The 18,205-nt window shown below is 71.5% G+C and carries 15 protein-coding genes; 8 read left to right on the top strand and 7 right to left on the bottom strand.

The features are described 5' to 3' along the window. Position 1 precedes the first annotated feature (1 nt). Together AB0J40_RS26740 and AB0J40_RS26735 are read right to left on the bottom strand one after the other, a co-directional pair. Positions 2 to 1,327 (bottom strand): APC family permease, encoded by a 1,326-nt coding sequence (locus AB0J40_RS26740; RefSeq protein ID WP_364457593.1) that lies wholly within the window; start codon positions 1,325 to 1,327, stop codon positions 2 to 4. Beyond that, complete coding sequence (locus AB0J40_RS26735; RefSeq protein WP_364457591.1) at positions 1,324 to 2,199, bottom strand: carbon-nitrogen hydrolase family protein; 876 nt, start codon at positions 2,197 to 2,199, stop codon at positions 1,324 to 1,326. Before AB0J40_RS26735 ends, AB0J40_RS26740 begins: the two co-directional genes overlap by 4 nt. Before the next feature lie 75 nt (positions 2,200 to 2,274). On the opposite strand from AB0J40_RS26735, the gene AB0J40_RS26730 reads away from it, so the two are divergent. Next, the gene (locus AB0J40_RS26730) at positions 2,275 to 2,979 is read left to right on the top strand and encodes an FCD domain-containing protein (RefSeq protein ID WP_364457589.1); all 705 of its coding nucleotides are present in this window, start codon (positions 2,275 to 2,277) and stop codon (positions 2,977 to 2,979) included. 102 nt (positions 2,980 to 3,081) lie between these two features. Then, the gene (locus AB0J40_RS26725; RefSeq protein ID WP_364457587.1) at positions 3,082 to 4,458 is read left to right on the top strand and encodes an alpha/beta fold hydrolase; all 1,377 of its coding nucleotides are present in this window, start codon (positions 3,082 to 3,084) and stop codon (positions 4,456 to 4,458) included. A 1-nt stretch (position 4,459) separates the two neighbouring features. Here the strand turns inward: AB0J40_RS26725 and AB0J40_RS26720 are convergent, their stop codons facing one another. Together AB0J40_RS26720 and ilvA are read right to left on the bottom strand one after the other, a co-directional pair. After that, positions 4,460 to 5,026 carry an NADAR family protein gene (locus AB0J40_RS26720; protein WP_364457585.1) on the bottom strand — a complete coding sequence of 189 codons (567 nt, stop codon included), beginning with the start codon at positions 5,024 to 5,026 and terminating at the stop codon, positions 4,460 to 4,462. Between the two features lie 20 nt (positions 5,027 to 5,046). Beyond that, the gene (gene ilvA / locus AB0J40_RS26715; RefSeq protein WP_364457583.1) at positions 5,047 to 6,303 is read right to left on the bottom strand and encodes a threonine ammonia-lyase IlvA; all 1,257 of its coding nucleotides are present in this window, start codon (positions 6,301 to 6,303) and stop codon (positions 5,047 to 5,049) included. Positions 6,304 to 6,392: 89 nt separating this feature from the next. Here ilvA and AB0J40_RS26710 point away from each other — a divergent pair, with 89 nt between their 5' ends. After that, positions 6,393 to 6,881 (top strand): SigE family RNA polymerase sigma factor, encoded by a 489-nt coding sequence (locus AB0J40_RS26710; RefSeq protein WP_364457581.1) that lies wholly within the window; start codon positions 6,393 to 6,395, stop codon positions 6,879 to 6,881. Beyond that, complete coding sequence (locus AB0J40_RS26705; RefSeq protein WP_364457579.1) at positions 6,878 to 7,861, top strand: hypothetical protein; 984 nt, start codon at positions 6,878 to 6,880, stop codon at positions 7,859 to 7,861. Before AB0J40_RS26710 ends, AB0J40_RS26705 begins: the two co-directional genes overlap by 4 nt. Here the strand turns inward: AB0J40_RS26705 and AB0J40_RS26700 are convergent, their stop codons facing one another. Beyond that, positions 7,862 to 9,286 carry a short-chain fatty acyl-CoA regulator family protein gene (locus tag AB0J40_RS26700; protein ID WP_364457577.1) on the bottom strand — a complete coding sequence of 475 codons (1,425 nt, stop codon included), beginning with the start codon at positions 9,284 to 9,286 and terminating at the stop codon, positions 7,862 to 7,864. A gap of 228 nt (positions 9,287 to 9,514) precedes the next feature. Here AB0J40_RS26700 and aceA point away from each other — a divergent pair, with 228 nt between their 5' ends. Continuing rightward, entirely contained in the window at positions 9,515 to 10,795 is a 1,281-nt protein-coding gene (gene aceA / locus AB0J40_RS26695; RefSeq protein ID WP_364457575.1) for an isocitrate lyase, read from the top strand. A gap of 94 nt (positions 10,796 to 10,889) precedes the next feature. Beyond that, positions 10,890 to 12,497, top strand: a complete 1,608-nt coding sequence (gene aceB / locus AB0J40_RS26690; protein WP_364457573.1) for a malate synthase A — start codon at positions 10,890 to 10,892, stop codon at positions 12,495 to 12,497. Positions 12,498 to 12,613: 116 nt separating this feature from the next. Here the strand turns inward: aceB and AB0J40_RS26685 are convergent, their stop codons facing one another. After that, entirely contained in the window at positions 12,614 to 16,168 is a 3,555-nt protein-coding gene (locus AB0J40_RS26685; RefSeq protein WP_364457571.1) for a S8 family serine peptidase, read from the bottom strand. A 143-nt stretch (positions 16,169 to 16,311) separates the two neighbouring features. Between AB0J40_RS26685 and AB0J40_RS26680 the strand changes: the two genes are divergently transcribed. Together AB0J40_RS26680 and AB0J40_RS26675 are read left to right on the top strand one after the other, a co-directional pair. Further along, the gene (locus AB0J40_RS26680) at positions 16,312 to 16,803 is read left to right on the top strand and encodes a SigE family RNA polymerase sigma factor (protein WP_364457569.1); all 492 of its coding nucleotides are present in this window, start codon (positions 16,312 to 16,314) and stop codon (positions 16,801 to 16,803) included. A gap of 10 nt (positions 16,804 to 16,813) precedes the next feature. Further along, positions 16,814 to 17,680, top strand: coding sequence for a hypothetical protein (locus AB0J40_RS26675; RefSeq protein ID WP_364457567.1), 867 nt, complete (start codon positions 16,814 to 16,816; stop codon positions 17,678 to 17,680). On the opposite strand, the gene AB0J40_RS26670 is transcribed toward AB0J40_RS26675, so the two are convergent. After that, a complete protein-coding gene (locus AB0J40_RS26670) occupies positions 17,671 to 18,201 on the bottom strand; it encodes a TetR/AcrR family transcriptional regulator (protein WP_364457565.1) in 531 nt (176 codons plus the stop codon). The genes AB0J40_RS26675 and AB0J40_RS26670 overlap by 10 nt on opposite strands. Positions 18,202 to 18,205 lie beyond the last annotated feature (4 nt).

The raw sequence follows: 18,205 nt of genomic DNA, 5'->3' as shown, positions 1-18,205 counted from the left end.
CCTACTCCTCGAAGGTCATCTCCGGCGGCGGCCGCCGGAAGCCGCGGGTGATCGCGGCCAGCACCACGAGGCCGATCGCCAGCCAGACCAGGCCGAAGACCAGCGCGATGCCGTCGAGGTTGACCAGCAGCCACAAATCGACCACGGCGCCGATCACCGGGAAGACCACCCAGGTCAGCACGCGTTTCCCGGTCCGGTCGCGCAGCCACGTCGCCAGCACGCTGACGTTGACGAACGTGAACGCGGTGAACGCGCCGAAGTTGATGAACGACGTCGACGTGCTGACGTCCAGCGCCAGCGCGACCAGCCCGACGAGCCCGGTCAGGACGATGCCGAACACGGGCGTCGCGAACCGCGGCTGCAGCTTGCCGAAAACGCGCGGCAGCACGCCGTCGCGGCCCATCGCGAACATCAGCCGCGACGCGCTCGCCTGCGCGGCGATCCCCGACGCGAACTGCGCGACCACCAGGCCGGCGAGGAAGAACGACGCGAAGAGGTTGCCGCCGATCGTCGTCGCGATCTCGAACGCGGCGGACGACTCGTCGGTGAACGCGCTGCCCGGGTGCGCGAGCTGGGTGAAGTAGGCGAGCACGACGAAGATGCCGCCGCCGATCAGCGCGGTCAGCAGGATGGCGCGGGGAATCGTCCGGCGCGGCTCGGTCGTCTCCTCGGTCAACGTCGTGACGGCGTCGAAGCCGAGGAACGAGTACGTCGCGAGCGCGGCGCCGCCGGAGATCGTGCCCAGCGTGCTGCCCGAGTGGAAGAACGGCTGCGTGCTCGCCAGCGAACCGCCGACGTGCAGGACCTGCTTGACCGAAAGAACGACGAAGAACCCGATCACCAGGATCTGGAAGGCCATCAGGACGAAGTTGGCCTTTTCGGCGATCTTGATGCCGAGGACGTTGAGGATCGTCGTCACCGCGATGAAAGTGATCAACCAGATCCAATGGGGCACGGACGGGAACTCGGCCGAGAGGTAGGCGCCGCCGATCAGCCAGATCACCATCGGCAGGAAGAAGTAGTCGAGCAGCACCGCCCACCCGACGAGGAACCCGGCGCGCGCGTCGACCGATTTCCGGACATAGGTGTAGGCCGAGCCGGCGACGGGGTGGGTGGCGGCCATCTTCCCGTAGCTCGCGGCCGTGAACAGCATCGCGACCAGGGCGAGCAGGTACGCCGACGGAACCGTGCCCTCGGTCGTGGTCGCGACGATGCCGAAGGTGCCGAGCACGATCAGCGGAGCCATGTAGGCGAGCCCGAACAGGACGACGCCGGGCAGGCCGAGCCGGCGCTGCAGGGTGGCCGGGGCCGCGCCCGTGGTGGTCATCGGTCGTCTCCTTCTCGTGGACTCCAGCGGTCCGGGTCGATCCGGCCCTGGTAGAGCGGCAGCTCCAGCGGAGCGTCGGCGGGGGTGAACTGCGCCCAGACGCGGTTGGTGCCGGCGGTCCCGTCGCGGCGGACGCGGGCGACCTCGTCGAGGTCGATGGTGTGGGCGAGGACGCCGTCGCCGGTTCCCGGCAACGCGCCGAGGACGTCGCCCTCGGGCCCGACGAGCAGGCTGTCGCCCATGCCGACCGGGCCGGCCGTGTTCACGCTGGCGACGAACACCTGGTTGACGATGGCGTTCGACCGGGCGAGGACGAGTTCCTGTGCACGGTCGGGGGTGGTGGTCTGGACGGGGTTGAGCACGAGTTCGGCACCCATCCAGGCGAGGTGGCGGGTCACCTCGGGGAACCAGGCGTCGTAGCAGATGGAGAACCCGACGCGGCCGGCGTCGGCCAGATCGGCGACGACGAACCGGTCGCCGGGGTCGTACGGCTCGTGCGGCCGCCAGGGGAAGACCTTGCGGTACCAGCCGGCCAGCTCGCCCCGCGGGGAAAAGACCAGGGCGGTGTTGAACAGCTCGCCGTGGTCGCCTGCTTCGCACACGGTGCCGGGCGCGAGCCAGATCCCGAGGTCGCCGGCGAGTTCGGCGAGTTCCGTGGTCCGTTTTCCGCGCAACGGCTCGGCGGCTTCGCGCAGTTGACGGGTGCGCTCGTCGCCTTCGCCGTCGACGCCGCAGAGGTGCAGCTCGGGGAACGCGGCCAGCCGCGTGTCCGGAAACCGGCGAAGGACGGCTTCGACCTCGCCGGCGAACCCGCCGTCCCCGACGGGCCGGGGCGGCGCTTGCACCAGGGCGATCGGCAGTGGTCGCGGCATGGACGAAAAATAGTCCATCTTGAACACTTAAACAAGAGTGCTCAAGATGAGCAGTTTGTGCGGTACGGTCGTTTCATGGCGACGGCAGACCTGAGCGCCCCGGCCCTGACCGGCATCCGGCGGTTGTCGGCGCTGGACACCGTCCGCGCGCGCATCGCGCTCGCGGTGGAGCTCGGCCTGCTGAAGCCGGGCGAGCGCCTGCCGTCGAATCCCGAGATCGCGCGGGCCCTCGGCGTCGCCGAGATCACCGTGCGAAGGGCGCTGGAGTCCCTGGTCGGCGACGGCCTGATCGAACGCCGCCGCGGCCGGGGTGGCGGAACATCGGTGGCCGCGAACCCGCCGGCGGAACGGGTCCGCGAGGTCGGCGCCTACCGCGAGTCCGCTGCCGAGGTCCGCGACCTGATCGACCACCGCCTGGTGCTCGAGTCGGGTTTGGTCCAATTGGTGGCGGAGCGGTCACCGGACCTGCCCCACCTGCGGACATTGGTCGCGCGCATGGACTCCGCGAAGGGCTGGGCGGAGTTCCACGAGCTGGACGCGGAGTTCCACCGAACGGTGGCGGCGCCCGGCCCGGCGGCGGCGGTCGCGCAGTACGAGGTGGTGCTGGCGGAGCTGTACCGGTTCTACTTGCCGTACCCGATGGAGAAGCTGCGCGAGTCGAACCGCGACCACGCGAAGCTGGTGCAGGCGCTGTCATCGGGCGACCCGGACGCGGCGGCCCGGGTGACGAGGAAGCACGTGCGCGGCCTGCACCAGACGATGTTCGTCGGCCTCGGCTGAGCGTGGTCCGAAGCCGGCCACCGGCCGCTCCCGGCCGTTCGGCGGGCACCATCGGCTGATCGGCCGATCTGGCGGACACCCTCGCCCCGGCAGCCTGGGCCCATGTCGATCACCCGGTTCGCCGTCCCGCTGTTCGCCGCAGTGGCGCTCGTTCCCGTCGCACCCGCCGTGGCCGTCGCCGAGGGCCTCTCCTGGCAGCTTTGCTCCGCCGTCGCGAAGGGCTGGGACTCCGCTGACCAGCGCACCGAGTGCGCCCTCGTGCCCGTCCCGCTCGACTACGCCGACCCCACTGGCCCGGAAATCGACATCGCCGTCAGCCGGGTCAAGGCGACGGGGCAGAAAACCGGCTCCGTCCTGCTGAACCCCGGTGGTCCCGGCCAGTCCGGCCTGACCATGCCGCGCAGCATCGCGGCCAGCCGCGCCGGGGGGATCGGCGTGCAGCACGACCTCGTCGGGTTCGACCCGCGGGGTGTTGGCTACAGCGCCGACCTGCCGTGCGACGTCGACTTCCCGGAGCCTGACCCCGACGAGGACAAAGCCCGCAAAGCCGCCGAGCGCGCGGCCGCGGCGAACCAGGCCTGCGTCAGTGCCCATCCCGGCTTCGTCCGGAACCTGACCACGCCCACCATCGCCCGGGACGTGGACCGGATCCGGCAGGCCCTCGGCGAGGACAAGATCGGCTACTACGGCGTCTCCTGGGGCACGGCCCTCGGCGCGCAGTACCGGTCGCTCTTCGACGACCACGTCGACAAGATGCTCCTCGACTCCGTCATGCCGCCCGAGCTGAGTGTCACCGAAATGGACGACGACCAGGCGACCGCGGGCGAGAACACCTTCCACGACTTCGCGTCCTGGATCGCCCGCTACGACGGCGTCTACCACTTCGGGACCACGGAACCCGTCGTCGCGAAAGCGCTGCTCGACCTGCGCGACCAGTACGGCGCCACCGTCAACGGCATGCTCGCCAACCCGCGTCGCGAGTGGGCCGGCCTGGCGAAACAGCTCGCCGCCCTCCGCGACGGTGGGACGGCCGAGAGCCGGAAGGTGACCACCGAAGGCTGGGACGGCGAGCCGCAAGCGTTCAACCACTTCCAGCAGACGGCCCTGCTCTGCAACGAGTCGCCGAGCCCGCGGGACTTCGACACCGTCTGGCAGCACCGCCTCGACCGGATGGCGCGGCTCCCCGTCGCGGGCGGCTACGGCTTCTACGAACAGCTCTGCGTCGGCTGGCCACTGGCCGCGCGGCCGTGGTCGTTCGAGAAAGGGACAAGCCCGCTGCAGCTCGTCGGCCACCTCTACGAGCCGGTCACGCCCATCGGCTGGGCACTCCGGATGCAGGAGAAGATCGGCGGCACGCTGATGACCGTCGAGGACGACGTCCACGGCTCGCTGTCCTCGCTGCCCTGCGCCGACGCCGCGGTCGCTTTCTTCGACACGGGTCAGACGACGGCGAAGTCCTGCCCTGGCGCACCGGTGTGAGTCAGCGAGCCCGCAGCTGCTCGCGAACCTCCATCAGCGCGAACCCGAGCAGGTTGAGCCCGCGCCAGTAGTCCGGCTTGGTCGCGTTCTTCTCCTCGCGCGCGAGGCCGGTGCCCCAGACGAGATCCTTCTTGGACGCCTCGACGAGCACCGCGTCACCGGTCCCGAGCAGGAACCGGCGCAGGTCGCGGTGGGTCTTGAACTTGGCCAGGTTGCCGTCGACGACGATGTCGAACCGGTGCCGCTCCCAGGTCGCCGCGTCGAACCCGGCGACCTCGCGGCCGAGCACCTTCGCCGTCTTCGGGTCGGGCGCCGACCGGATCAGCTCGGCCTTCTCGACGTCGCCGAACAACAGCGCCTTGCCCGCCATCATGTAGTGCTCGGCGGTCGGGTAGACGACGCCGTCGGCCTCGAACGGGTCGACCCACCACTGGCTCAGGCAGCTCGCCGTCACCCGGCCGGACTTCGCGGGCGTGTGCCCGTAGAACAGCAGGTATTCGGGCTCCGCACCCTCGTGGACCTTTTCGCGCAGCGCCTCGACACTGCGGACCCCGTCGACCTTCACCATCCGCCTAGTGGACCACGCGCTCAGAGCAGGAAGTGGAACAGGGGGCTGCCCGGCTCGATCCGCTCGACCTGCAGCGGGCTCGCGGCCATCCGGGCCAGCAGCCCGGGGAGGTCGGCCGACCGGGCGATTTCGATGCCGACCAGCGCCGGGCCCAGCTCGCGGTTGGTGCGCTTGACGTACTCGAAGCGCGTGATGTCGTCCTCGGGCCCGAGCACCTGCTCGAGGAACCGCCGCAGCGCGCCCGGCTCCTGCGGGAACCCGACCAGGAAGTAGTGCTTCAGCCCTTCGTGCATCAGCGAGCGTTCGAGGATCTCGCTGTAGCGGCTGACGTCGTTGTTGCCGCCGGAGACCACCACGACGACGGTCTGGCCCGGCTCCACCTGCACCACCGAGCCGAGCGAGGCCGCCGCCAAAGCGCCCGCGGGTTCGGCGATGATCCCGTCGGACTGGTACATCGCGAGCATCTCGGTGCAGATCGCGCCCTCGGCGACCGCGGCCAGCTCGGCGCCGCTCTCGCGGACCAGCGGGTAGGTGACGGCGCCGGCTTCGCGCACCGCGGCGCCGTCGACGAACGAGTCGAGCTCGGGCAGCCGCACCGGGTGCCCGGCCGAAAGAGCGGCTGCCATGCACGCCGCGCCCGCCGGCTCGACGCCGACGACCCGGACCTCCGGGTGGCGCTCGCGCAGCCAGCTGCCGACCCCGGCGAGCAGCCCGCCGCCGCCGACCGGGACGACCACGACGTCCGGCACGAACCCGAGCTGGTCGACCACCTCCAGCGCGACCGTGCCCTGGCCGGCGACCGTCCGGACGTCGTCGAACGCCGGCACGAGCGTCGCGCCGGTGCGCTGGGCGTCCTCGTTGGCCGCGGCGAAGGCGTCCTCGTACGTCTCGCCGACGACGATGACCTCGATGTGCGCGCCGCCGAGCGTCGCGATGCGCTCGCGCTTCTGCCGCGGTGTGGTGCCCGGGACGTAGACGCGGCCGTCGGCGCCCAGCCGGCGACACGCGTACGCGACGCCCTGGGCGTGGTTCCCGGCGCTGGCGCAGACGACCCCGAGGGCGCGGGTCGGCTCGTCGAGCTGGACGATGAAGTTGTACGCGCCGCGGATCTTGTACGACCGGACGGTCTGCAGGTCCTCGCGCTTCACCCAGACCTGGGCGTCCACCCGGGACGACAGCCGCGCGCTCGGCTCCAGCGGCGTGCGGGTCACCACCCCGGCCAGCCGCTCGGCCGCCTTCTCGATGGTCGCCGCGGTCACCGTGTCGATGTCGTGCACCCCGCTGAATCTACGACTCGCGCGAGCCGGGCAACCGCCCGGGCCTCCGGGCGCATCAAAGGGGTGACGAACAGGACAAGGGGGCGCCGGTGCGCGACTTCACCGAGTACGTGACCGCACGGTCGGACTGGTTCCGCAAGGTCGCGTACCTGCTCTGCGGCGACTGGCACCGGGCCGACGACCTGGTCCAGACGGCGATCACCCGGCTGTACGCGAACTGGCCGCGGGCCGCGCGAGCGGACAACCTCGACGGCTACGCGCGCCGGACGCTGGTCAACGCGTTCCTCGCCGAGCAGCGGACGTCGTGGTGGCGCCGGGTCGATCTGCGGGGCACCGACCACGAGCGGACCGCGCCCGGTGCGGACGTCGAAGCGGCGCTCGACCTGCGGGCCGCGCTGGACCGGCTGCCCGCCCGGCAGCGCGCGACCGTCGTCCTCCGCTACTTCGGCGACCTGCCGGTCGCGGACACCGCGCGGGCGCTGGGCTGCTCCGAAGGCACCGTCAAGAGCCAGACGGCGAAGGCCGTGGAAACGCTGCGCGAGCTGCTGGGCGACCCCATCCGGGAGGGACGAGCATGACCGACCACGAGCTGGCCACGAAGCTGAAGGAACTCGCCGACGCGCCCGCGCCGCCGCCCCGGATCGACATCGAGCGGGCGCGCCGGGTGGGGGGCCGCCGCCGGCGCGCGCGGACCACGGCGCTGGTCGTCGGCTGCGCCGTGGTGGTGACGGCCGGCGGCCTGACGGCGGTGTCGGTGTTCCGGCCGACGCCACCGGCCCCGCCGGCGGCCGTCCTGCCCAAGCCCGTGCCCGTCGCGCCGGCGCCCACCGACGACCCGCTGGTGGCGAAGGCGAGCTTCGGCTGGCTGCCGGAGCCGATCAAGGGCATCGAGTACGGCGTCGGCGACCACGGCGACTACGCGCTGGCCATCGGCCGCGGTGAGCTGGCGCCGATGATCTGGCTCGGCGTGTTCGACCGGGAACCGCCGCTGGACCGTAGGCACGACATGGGCGGGCAGGCGGTGCGCGTCCCGGTCCGGATCGGCGACCGCGACGGCTACTGGGTGACGACCGATGCCGGGGACCCGCTCAACCACGGCAACAGCTACCTGCGCTGGCCGACCCCGGACGGTCGCTGGGCCGAGCTGAACGCGTACTACCTCGCCTTGCCCGACCTGCAGCAGGTCCTGCTGAGGGTCGCCGGGGAGGTGACGATCGGGAACCGCCCGGTGCCCCTGCCGCTGCACATCTCCGGACTGCCGGAGACGTTCCGGGTCGCCGACGTCGGCCTGTGGCGCCGGCCGGACTCCGACGGCGTGCCGTGGCGGGCGGTGCTGCAGTACTCGTCGAACGGCGCACTGGCGACGATCACCGTCTCCCTCCCCGGCGGGCGGGCGGACGGTCTCGGCAAGCCCGTGTGCACGACGAAGAACGGGCTGAAGGCGTGCGTCGCGATCGACCAGCCGAAGGCGGCGGGCATCACTTCGCAGGAGCTGCTGAGCCGGATCACGCTGCTCGGCCCGGACGAGTCGAAGTGGACGACCCACGTGATCGGGTGATCAGCCTTTCGGCACCGCCGGGTAGGGGACGAAGGTGCTGGTGTTCTCGTCGACGGTGAGCTGCTTGCCGATCGTCGGGAAGGCGCGCTGGGAGCAGGCCGGCCGTTCGCAGACTTTGCAGCCCATCCCGATGGGCGTCGCGGCGGCCGGCTCGTCCAGGTCGAGACCCGTCGAGTAGACGAGCCGCCCGGCGTGGCGGAGTTCGCAGCCGAGACCGACGGTGAACGTCTTGCCCGGGCTGCCGTACCCGCCGATGTTGCGCGACACCGTGCGCGCGATCCAGAAGTAGCTCTTGCCGTCCGGCAGGGTCGCGATCTGCGTCAGGATCTTCCCCGGCTGGGTGAATGCCTCGTAGATGTTCCACAGGGGACAGGCGCCGCCGACGCGGGAGAAGTGGAAGCCGGCCGCGGACTGCCGCTTCGACATGTTGCCCGCCCGGTCCACCCGCACGAACGAGAACGGCACGCCGCGCTGCTTCGGCCGTTGCAACGTCGAGAGCCGGTGGCACACGGTCTCGAAGCCGACGCCGTAGTGGTCGCAGAGCCGTTCGATGTCGTACCGGAACCGTTCGGCCGTGGCCAGGAACGGTCCATAGGGGAGGATCAGCGCGCCCGCGAAGTAGTTCGCCAGGCCCACGCGGGCCAGCGAGCGCGCGGCCGGGCCGGAGAACGCCCACGAGTCGGCCAGCTCGGTGATCAGGTCGTCGTACTCGAGCAGCGCGATCTGCGAAGCCATGCGAAACGCCTGCTGCCCGACCCGCAGGCTCGGCGCCAGCCGCAGCACGCGCGTCACCGGCTCGTAGCGGTGCTGCTGGCCGGCGGATTCGTCGATGCCGTCGCTGGTCACCTCGACGCCGTAGCGCTGCCAGAGCCGTTCCTTCAGCGCGCCGAGCACCTGGCCGCGCTGCAACGGGATGTCGGCGGCCATCTTCTCGGCGCGTTCGTCCAGCTCGGCGACGTAGTTCTCGCGCTCGTAGAAGAAGTCGCGGACCTCCTCGTGCGGCAGCGGCGCCGCCGCGCTCCCGTGCAGGCCCAGGCCGTTTTCCGTGGTCAGCGCGGCCGTGCTCTCGACGGCGCTGCGGTAGCTGCGGTGCAGCTTGACCAGCGCCTGCGCGATCGCCGGCAGGTTCGTCGCCAGCTCGTTGAGCTCGCTGGTGGTGACGTCGATGCCGAGGACCTCGTCGAGCAGGGCTTCCTTGACGTCGGCGACCAGCCGGGACGTGTCGTTGTTGGCGAAGAACTCGGTGTCGACGCCGAACGCCTGCGTGATCCGCAGCAGCACCGGGACCGTCAGCGGACGCGAGTTGTGCTCGATCTGGTTGAGGTAGCTGGGTGAGATCTCCAGCACACGCGCGAGGTCGGCCTGGCTCATCGCCCGGCTTTCACGCAGATGGCGCAACCGCGCTCCGGCGAAAGTCTTCTCCATTCGTGCCCTCTTTCCCGGAAGGTTTCCGGCCCTGAACGGTTACGTGAACGGTCAAGAACGCGGATTTTCTCCTCGCTGCGAACTCGGCGATTCGCAACCTTTGCAAAGAGCGTACGGACCCTTCGCACAAATTGGCAAATTGGACGACTGGACCTCTTTTTCGCTGGCGTGACAGGGTCGAACCAGGCAAGGCGAGCAATCGCAAACTTCGCAACACCGGGAGAACCGATGACGGAACAGGCCAAGCAGGCGGCCGCGGAGCTGGCGGCGCAGTGGGCGAACGACCCCCGCTGGGCGGGCGTGCAGCGCTCCTACTCGGCCGAAGACGTGATCAAGCTGCGCGGCAGCGTCGTCGAGGAGCACACCCTGGCCCGCCGCGGCGCGGAGAAGCTGTGGAACCTCCTGCACACCGAGGACTACGTCCACGCGCTCGGCGCGCTGACCGGTAACCAGGCCGTCCAGCAGGTCCGCGCGGGCCTGCAGGCGATCTACCTGTCCGGCTGGCAGGTCGCGGCCGACGCCAACCTGTCGGGCCAGACCTACCCGGACCAGAGCCTCTACCCGGCCAACTCGGTGCCGGCCGTGGTCCGCCGCATCAACAACGCGCTGGGCCGCGCCGACCAGATCAACTGGGCCGAGGGCAACACCGACATCGACTGGTACGCCCCGATCGTCGCCGACGCCGAAGCCGGCTTCGGTGGCCCGCTCAACGCGTTCGAGCTGATGAAGGGCATGATCGCGGCCGGCGCCGCGGGCGTGCACTGGGAAGACCAGCTCGCGTCCGAGAAGAAGTGCGGCCACCTCGGCGGCAAGGTGCTGATCCCGACCAAGCAGCACGAGCGCACGCTGAACGCCGCGCGTCTGGCGTCCGACGTGCTGAACGTGCCGACCCTGGTCGTCGCCCGCACCGATGCCCAGGCCGCGACCCTGCTGACCAGCGACGTCGACGAGCGCGACCAGCAGTTCCTCACCGGCGGCCGCACCGCCGAGGGCTTCTACGAGGTCCGCAACGGCATCGAGCCCTGCATCGAGCGCGGCCTGGCCTACGCCCAGTACGCCGACCTGCTCTGGATGGAGACCTCGGAGCCCGACCTCGAGGTCGCGCGCAAGTACGCCGAGGCGATCAAGGCGAAGTTCCCGGACCAGATGCTGGCCTACAACTGCTCGCCGTCGTTCAACTGGAAGAAGCACCTGGACGACGCGACGATCGCGAAGTTCCAGCGCGAGCTCGGCCACATGGGCTACAAGTTCCAGTTCATCACGCTGGCCGGCTTCCACGCGCTGAACTACTCGATGTTCGACCTGGCCCACGGCTACGCCCGCGAGGGCATGACCGCCTACGTCGACCTGCAGGAGCGCGAGTTCGCTTCGGAGAGCCGCGGCTACACCGCCACCAAGCACCAGCGCGAGGTCGGCACCGGCTACTTCGACAACGTCGCGACGGCGCTGAACCCGGAGAGCTCGACCACCGCGCTCAAGGGCTCCACCGAAGAGGCCCAGTTCCACTGATCCCGGCCGCGGCCTGACGGCGGCACCCCCCTCCCGTCGTCAGGCCGCGTCCCTCCCTTTCTTTCCTTCCCCGCACAGCTCGTGGAGGCACCCCATGGTTGCTCGGCTGAACTACCGCATCGAGGTCACCGGGCCGGTCGAGGGCCGGTTCGCGGAGATCCTGACCCCGGCGGCACTCGACTTCCTGGCCAAGCTGGACAACACGTTCGCCGGCCGCCGGCGCGAGCTGCTCGACGCCCGTCGCACGCGGCGCGAGGAACTGCAGTCCGGCGAGAAGCCGCTCGGCTTCCTGCCGGAGACCCGCCGGATCCGCGACGACGAGTCGTGGCACGTCGCCCCGACCGCGCCGGGCCTGGAGGACCGCCGCGTCGAGATCACCGGCCCGACCGACCGCAAGATGACGGTCAACGCGCTGAACTCCGGCGCGAAGGTCTGGCTGGCGGACTTCGAGGACGCGACGTCGCCGACGTGGCACAACGTCATCGACGGCCAGCTCAACCTCTACGACGCCATCCGCCGCAACATCGACTTCACCACCGAGGCCGGCAAGCGCTACACGATCGGCGACGACCCGGCGACGATCGTCGCCCGCCCGCGCGGCTGGCACCTGGTGGAGAAGCACATCCGCATCGACGGGCGCCCGGTGTCGGCGAGCCTGGTCGACTTCGGCCTGTACTTCTTCCACAACGCGCGCCAGCTGCTGGCCCGCGGCGTCGGCCCGTACTTCTACCTGCCGAAGCTGGAGAACCACCTCGAAGCGCGGCTGTGGAACGACGTCTTCCTGATGGCGCAGCGCGAACTGGGCATCCCGCGCGGCACGATCCGCGCCACCGTGCTGATCGAGACGATCACCGCCGCGTTCGAGATGGACGAGATCCTCTACGAGCTGCGCGAGCACGCCGCCGGTCTGAACGCCGGGCGCTGGGACTACATCTTCAGCCTGATCAAGAACTTCGCCGCGCACGGTGCCGACTTCGTGCTGCCGGACCGCGCGCAGGTCACCATGACCGTGCCGTTCATGCGGGCCTACACCGAGCTGCTGGTGAGCACCTGCCACAAGCGCGGCGCGCACGCCATCGGCGGCATGGCCGCGTTCATCCCGAGCAAGGATCCTTCGGTCAACGAGATCGCCGTCGAGAAGGTCCGTGCCGACAAGGAACGCGAGGCCGGTGACGGCTTCGACGGCTCCTGGGTCGCCCACCCGGGCCTGGTCCCGATCTGCCGCGAAATCTTCGACGGCGTGCTCGGCGGCTGGCCCAACCAGCTCGGCAAGCTGCGCGAGGACGTCCACGTCACCGCCGAGGACTTGCTCGACGTGGCCAGCGCGGGTGGTGAGGTCACCGAGGCGGGCGTGCGCGCGAACATCAACGTCGCGCTGCGGTACGTCGACGCGTGGTTGCGCGGCACCGGCGCCGCGGCGATCCACAACCTGATGGAGGACGCGGCCACCGCGGAGATCGCGCGCTGCCAGGTGTGGCAGTGGATCCGCAACGGCACGAAGCTCGAGGACGGCACCGCGCTGACCCGCGAGCTGGCGGTCGAGTTCCTGGACGAAGAGCTGGCCTCGGTGCGCGCCGAACTCGGTTCGGAGAACCGCCTCGACGACGCCTACGAGATCTTCACCGAAACCGCGCTGGGCGAGAAGCTGCCGAGCTTCCTCACCACGGGTGCCTACGCGCGGTACCTCACGGACGCCCGGTAGCAGGGGCCCCGGCCGCCCCTACCTGACGAGGGGCGGCCGGATTCCACACTGTTGGGATGGTGTGGGTCCGGACTGACCCGGCGACGGTGGCTCCCCGTCGCCGGGTCAGTTCACGTTCAGCTCACCGCGTAGGCGCGGATCACGGTCTGCCGCACGGTGTTCCCGTCGGCATCGGCGGCGTTCGCCCGCAGGGAGACGAATCCGGTCGCCGGGTTGCGGACCACGACCGTCCAGTGGTCACCCGTCCGGATCGCGGGTGCGGGCTGCCAGGTGCGTCCGTCGTCGGTGGACACCTCGACGGCCAGTTTCGTGCCGCTGCCACCGCCTTGCCGCTCCACGTACGCGGGGAACGTGAAGACCCGGTTCGCCGGCGCGCTGTTGCACACGTCGACCGCCGGCGCGAAGCGGGTGGTGACGAGCGGCAACGCTTTGCCGTCCGCGGCGGCCGACGAGCGGAACGCCCACTCGGCCGAGACGTCCGTCCACAGTGGCCACCAGTCGGCGTGCCGGTGGACGTCCGCGGTCAGCCGGTACGCGCCGTCGGCGTCCGGCACCGGGATCGTCGCCAGGGTCGGGTCCCCCGTGGGTTCGACCGGGATCGTGACACCGTCCCTCGAGAGGCTCACCGAACCCGGGTCGCCGGGTTCGGGTTTGCGCGGGCGGCCGGCGGCGTCGCCGAACATCGGCAGCCACATGTCGAAGACGCCGTCCTTGCGCCACGCCCACGGCCGCGGCTGCTCGCCCGAGTGCGTCACGGTGAGCCCGCGCAACGACGGCCCGGCCACGGCTTCGTTCCAGCCGAGCCGGTACTTCCGGCCCGCGGCGAGGTCGAGCTGGTCGGTCAGCTCGCCGCGGAACCCGGCCGTCCACACCGTGTCCCACTTGCCGGGGGAGTAGTACTCGACGCGTTCCTGTTGCACGGCAACGGGTTCGGTGTAGCCGTACCCGACCAGCCTGCCGAAGAACTCGCGCCCGGCGACGTACCGGACCTCCCCGGGCGCGTTGTCGTGGTAGGCGGTGCGCACTTCGGCGAGGTCGCGGGTCCGGGGCCGCTGCACGCGCGCGGCCGTCACCTGCCCCTCGACCCCGTCGCCCAGCTCGTACCGGAAGCGCGGCGAGGGACGGCTGACGACCGTCGCCGAGGCGTGGCCCGTCTTCGCCAGCTCCGCGAACCGCTGCCCGGTGACGCTCGGCCCGCTCCAGACCACCGGCAGGTGCAGCGCCGGCAACCCGCCGCCGAGGACCTTGGTCCCGGTCGCCCCGCCGGAAAGGGTGACCACGCCGAGCTTCGCGCCTGCGTTCTCGACGTTCACCAGCCGCTGGTAAGCCTCGTCGACCCGGATGCCGAGCGGCAGCCGGAGGACCACGAGCTTGCCGCGGGCGTCGATCCCGGCCAGGTCCGCGGGCGTGCCTTCGCCGCCGAACACGACCGGCAGCGTGCTGGTCCCGGCCGGAGCGGCCGACTCCAGCCAGACGCCCCGGACGGCGAACGACTGCCCGTCGTCCGCGGTCAGCTCCAGGTCCGGCTCGGTGGCCCGGCGCTCCTGGCTGAAGGCGAAGGTCGCCGACGACGTCCCCGGGACCGTCGCGGCGAACGCTTCCTGGAAGCGCGGGTCGAGGTCGAAACCGTCGGCGAAGACGCACGAGCAGCTCGTGACCCGGCTCAGCCGCTCGACGCTCTGCGTGCCGCCGCGCGCGGCCGGGTTGTCCGGCTCCAGCGACACCGGCTTGCCCTCGCGGGCGTCCAAGGTCTGCGTGACGGCGTGGTCCAGCACCAGTTCGGGGTGGGTGATGAAGCTGTACGACGGTTCCCGGCCCGGCCGCGGCGTCTCGATGACGCTGTTCACGACGTAGCGGCCGCGCGGCAGCCGGAAGGTGCCCGGCTCGCCCTGGGTGAGGGTGCCGCTGTCCAGGTCGACGATCGTCACCGGCGGATAGCCCGCCGGGGTCCACGGCTTCCCGTCGCGGTTCACGAGCCCGATGGTCAGGTCGTACCTCTCGTCCTCTTGCCTGAGGGACAACGCCGTCCTGGTGCTGACGCCGTCGCCCTGCGCGGTGAGGATGCCGGAGAAGGTCCCGGGGTGGCCGTCCCGCGCCGGGAAGGTCAGCTCGACGGGGGTGCTGCCGCCCGCGGGCACGGTCACGGTCGGCGGGAAGGTGAGGCCTTCGACGGACGACCCGAGCGTCAGCGTCACCGGCGTCGCGCTCGCGTTGTACCAGGTCACGGTGGCCTTGCCGGTCATTCCAAGGTTGGGCCACGGAAGGAATGCCGACGCGCTGCCGGTGGCCGTGACGGCCGCGGTCGTCGCGCGGGCGACGTCGACGCGGCCGGTGCCGACCGCGGCGGGTCCGGCGTCGACCGGGGTGGCGGTGCTGGTGAGGGCCGCCTTCAGCCGGTCGGCAGCCCAGTCCGGGTGCTGCTGGGCGAGGATCGCCGCCGACCCGGCCACGTGCGGCGTCGCCATGGAGGTGCCGTCCAGTGCGTGGTAGCCGCCACCGGGCCACGCCGCGGTGATCGACTCGCCGGGCGCCGCGACGTCCGGCTTGGCCGCGCCGTCGCCGATCCGCGGTCCCCGGCTGGAGAACGGGCTGAGCACGTCCTTTTTGGACACACTGGCGACGGCGAGCGCGGCGTCGGCCGCCGCCGGCGTCGAGACGGACTCGTCCTGCCCGAAGTTGCCCGCGGCGATGACGAAGAGCGTGCCGTACTGGCGCGACAAGGTGTTCACGGCTTCGGACACCGGGTCGGTCCCGTCGGACGGCCCGCCGCCGAGGCTCATGTTCACGACGCGGGCGTGCGCTTCGGTCACCGCCCACTGCATACCGGCGAGGATCTCTTCGAAGGTCCCGCTGCCGGAGTCGTCGAGGACCTTGCCGACGGCGAGCGTCGCGTCGGGCGCCACGCCCCGGTACTTGGCGCCGGAGCCGGCGATCGTCGACGCGACGTGCGTGCCGTGGCCCGCGCCGTCCTCGACGCTGCCCTTGCCGGTGAAGTCCCTGCTCAGCGCGACGTGCCCGGCGAGGTCGGGGTGCGCGGCGTCGATCCCGGTGTCGAGCACCGCGACCTCGACGCCGCGGCCGGTCAGGCCCGCCTGCCACGCCGCGGGCGCGCCGATCCGCGGCACGCTCTGGTCGAGGCTCGCGCGCATCTTGGCGTTCAGCCACACCTTCGCGGTGCCGCTCGCGAGCGTGGCGGGCTCGGCGGCGAGCCGGTTCCAGAACGCCGCGGCGCCGGACTTCGGCTCGTCGAGCGCGGTGTAGCCGAGCGCGGACGGCCGGGCGGCGACGCCGGTCCGGGCCGCGATCGCCGGCCCCGCCTGGCGGACCAGCAGCGGCACGTGCGGCGTCCGGGCGTCGTCGTAGCCCTGGCGCAGCAGGCCGGTGACGTTGAACAGCTGCTCGTCGAGCCGCCCGGCCCGGACCAGCCCGGCGGCGTCGCCGGGCAGGACGTACGCGTCGCCGTGGCGCGTGTACTGCCGGAACGGCACCGGCCGGTCCCGGCGGGCGGGCAGCACCCGCACGTCGGCGCCGCTGACGAGCACCTGGTCGCCCGTGACGAGCGTGATCCGCGTGGGCGTGACAGGTGGTTCGTCGGCGGCCGCGGCGGCCGGCGCGGTGAGCACGGCCGCGGCCAGGGTCACCGCGAGGATCGCGGTGAAAGGTCGTTTCATGGGATGTTTCCTCACTGTCGTGGGTCCCTCGGCTGGGGGAACGGGCCGCGCGCCGCCGCGGGTTGCCCGGATTTCGATGCCGGAGCAACCCCGGCGTGCGCCGGTCCCGTTGAAGCGGGTGTGGGGGCGACGAGGAGGAACGCGTGAAACGGTCGGAAGAGGCGGGGTTCCGCGACTACGTCACGGCCCGGATGGACGTCCTGCGGCGGACGGGCTTCCTGCTGTGCCGGGACTGGCACCTCGCTGACGACCTGGTGTCGATCACGATCGGCAAGCTGTACCGGCACTGGCCGCGGGCGCGGCGGATGGCGCACGTCGACGCGTACGTGCGCCGGATCCTGGTGCGGACGTGGCTGGACGAGAAGGCCCGGGCGTGGCGGCGCGAGGAACCGGCGGAGACGCTGCCGGAGCCGGCCGTGCTGCCCGGCGACGACGTCGTCGAACGGCTCGGCCTGCTGGAACTGCTCGACGCGCTGCCGCCGCGGCGCCGGGCCGCGGTGGTGCTGCGCTACTACTGCGACCTGTCGGTCGAGGAAACCGCCGAAATCCTCGAATGTTCGCCCGGAACCGTCAAGAGCCAGACCGCGCGCGGGCTCGACTCGCTGCGCGCGCTGGTCGCCGCGAGCCAGAGCTGAAGGAGGGGCCGTGAGCAGGGAACAGTTCGACGCGGCCATCGGCGTCGTGCCGGTGTCCACTGTGGACGTCGAAGCGGTGCTGGACCGCGAACGCCGCCGCGCGCGGGTGCGGCGGGTGGCGATCCCGTGGACGGCCGCGGGAGCGGGCGTGGCGGCGGTGGCCGTCGGCGCGGCCTTCGTGTTCGCGCCCGGTGAGCCGGCCAGGACGCTGGTGCCCGCCAACCCGCCTTCGGCGCCGGCGTCCGAGGATCCGTGCGCCGTCAGTCCCTATCCGCCGCAGACCGGCGCGCCGATCCCGGAGAAGGTGGACGTCGCGGCGAACCGGCTCAGCGGGGTGCTGACCGCCGCCGTCCAGCAGCGGGTCGCGGCCGGGACGAAGCTGCGGCCGCACGCCCAGGGCGAGTACCCGAAGGGCAAGCAGCACGGTCCGCTGGCCTTCTACCACGTGTTTTCCGCGCAGGTGGCGCACGAGAGCTCGTGCAGCGGCGGCGAGGACTACTTCATGGCCGCGGCGACGACCGTCGACGGGTCGCGCAAGGGCAACGTCTGGGCGATCATCACCCGGCTCGGCGGCAACGCCACGCCGGCCACCGAGTGCGGCAAGCCGCCCGAGGACATGCGGCAATCGTGCGAGCGGAAGACCGGGCCGCACGGCGAGACGATCGTCGAGGAAACGCTCAGCTCGCCGGGGCAGGCGACGGCCAACCGGACGAACGTCACCAAACCCGACGGCACGGGCGTCATGGTGGAGGCGCAGAACGTCGCCGACGACGCCAAGAAGAACCATCCGGACGGGCCGGACATGCCGTCGCCGCCGCTGAGCCTCGCCCAGCTGACCGCCATCGCGCTCGATCCCGGGCTGACGCTCTACCCCTGAGCCAGAAGGACCTTCGCGGCTTCGCGGGCCGTGCTCGCCTCGCCCGGATTGCCGGTGATCGCGGCGAGCACGGTCGCGCCTTCGACGAGGGAAAACAGCTGGTCGGCGACGGTTTCGCCGGAAACGAGACCACGCAGGTAGGCCCGGACCTGGTCCTTGTGCTCGCGGATCGCCGCCGCGACACCGGGCGCCGGCTCGCCGAACTCGCCGAAGGAGTTGATGAACGCGCAGCCGCGGAAACCGGGTTCGGAGAACCAGTTCCGCAGCCAGTCGAAGACGGCGAGCGGGTCGTCGCCGCGGGCGTGGACGAATTCGCGCAACGACGCCCGCCAGCGCTCGTCGCGGCGCCGGAGGTAGGCCTCGACCAGGTCGTTCTTCGCCGGGAACGTCTGGTAGAGCCGCTTGAGGGAGACGCCCGAGCGCGCGCGGACGGCGTCCATCCCGACCGCCTGGACGCCGTGGGCGTAGAACAGCTCCTCGGCGGCCTCGAGCAGCCGGTCGGTCGCCTCCGTGGGGGTCATGTCA

Origin of the sequence: Amycolatopsis sp. NPDC049691, assembly GCF_040675005.1 — a bacterium.
Classification (GTDB): domain Bacteria; phylum Actinomycetota; class Actinomycetes; order Mycobacteriales; family Pseudonocardiaceae; genus Amycolatopsis.
The sequence above is the reverse complement of the archived record's forward strand: the minus strand, read 5'-3'. Positions and strand labels throughout refer to the sequence as shown.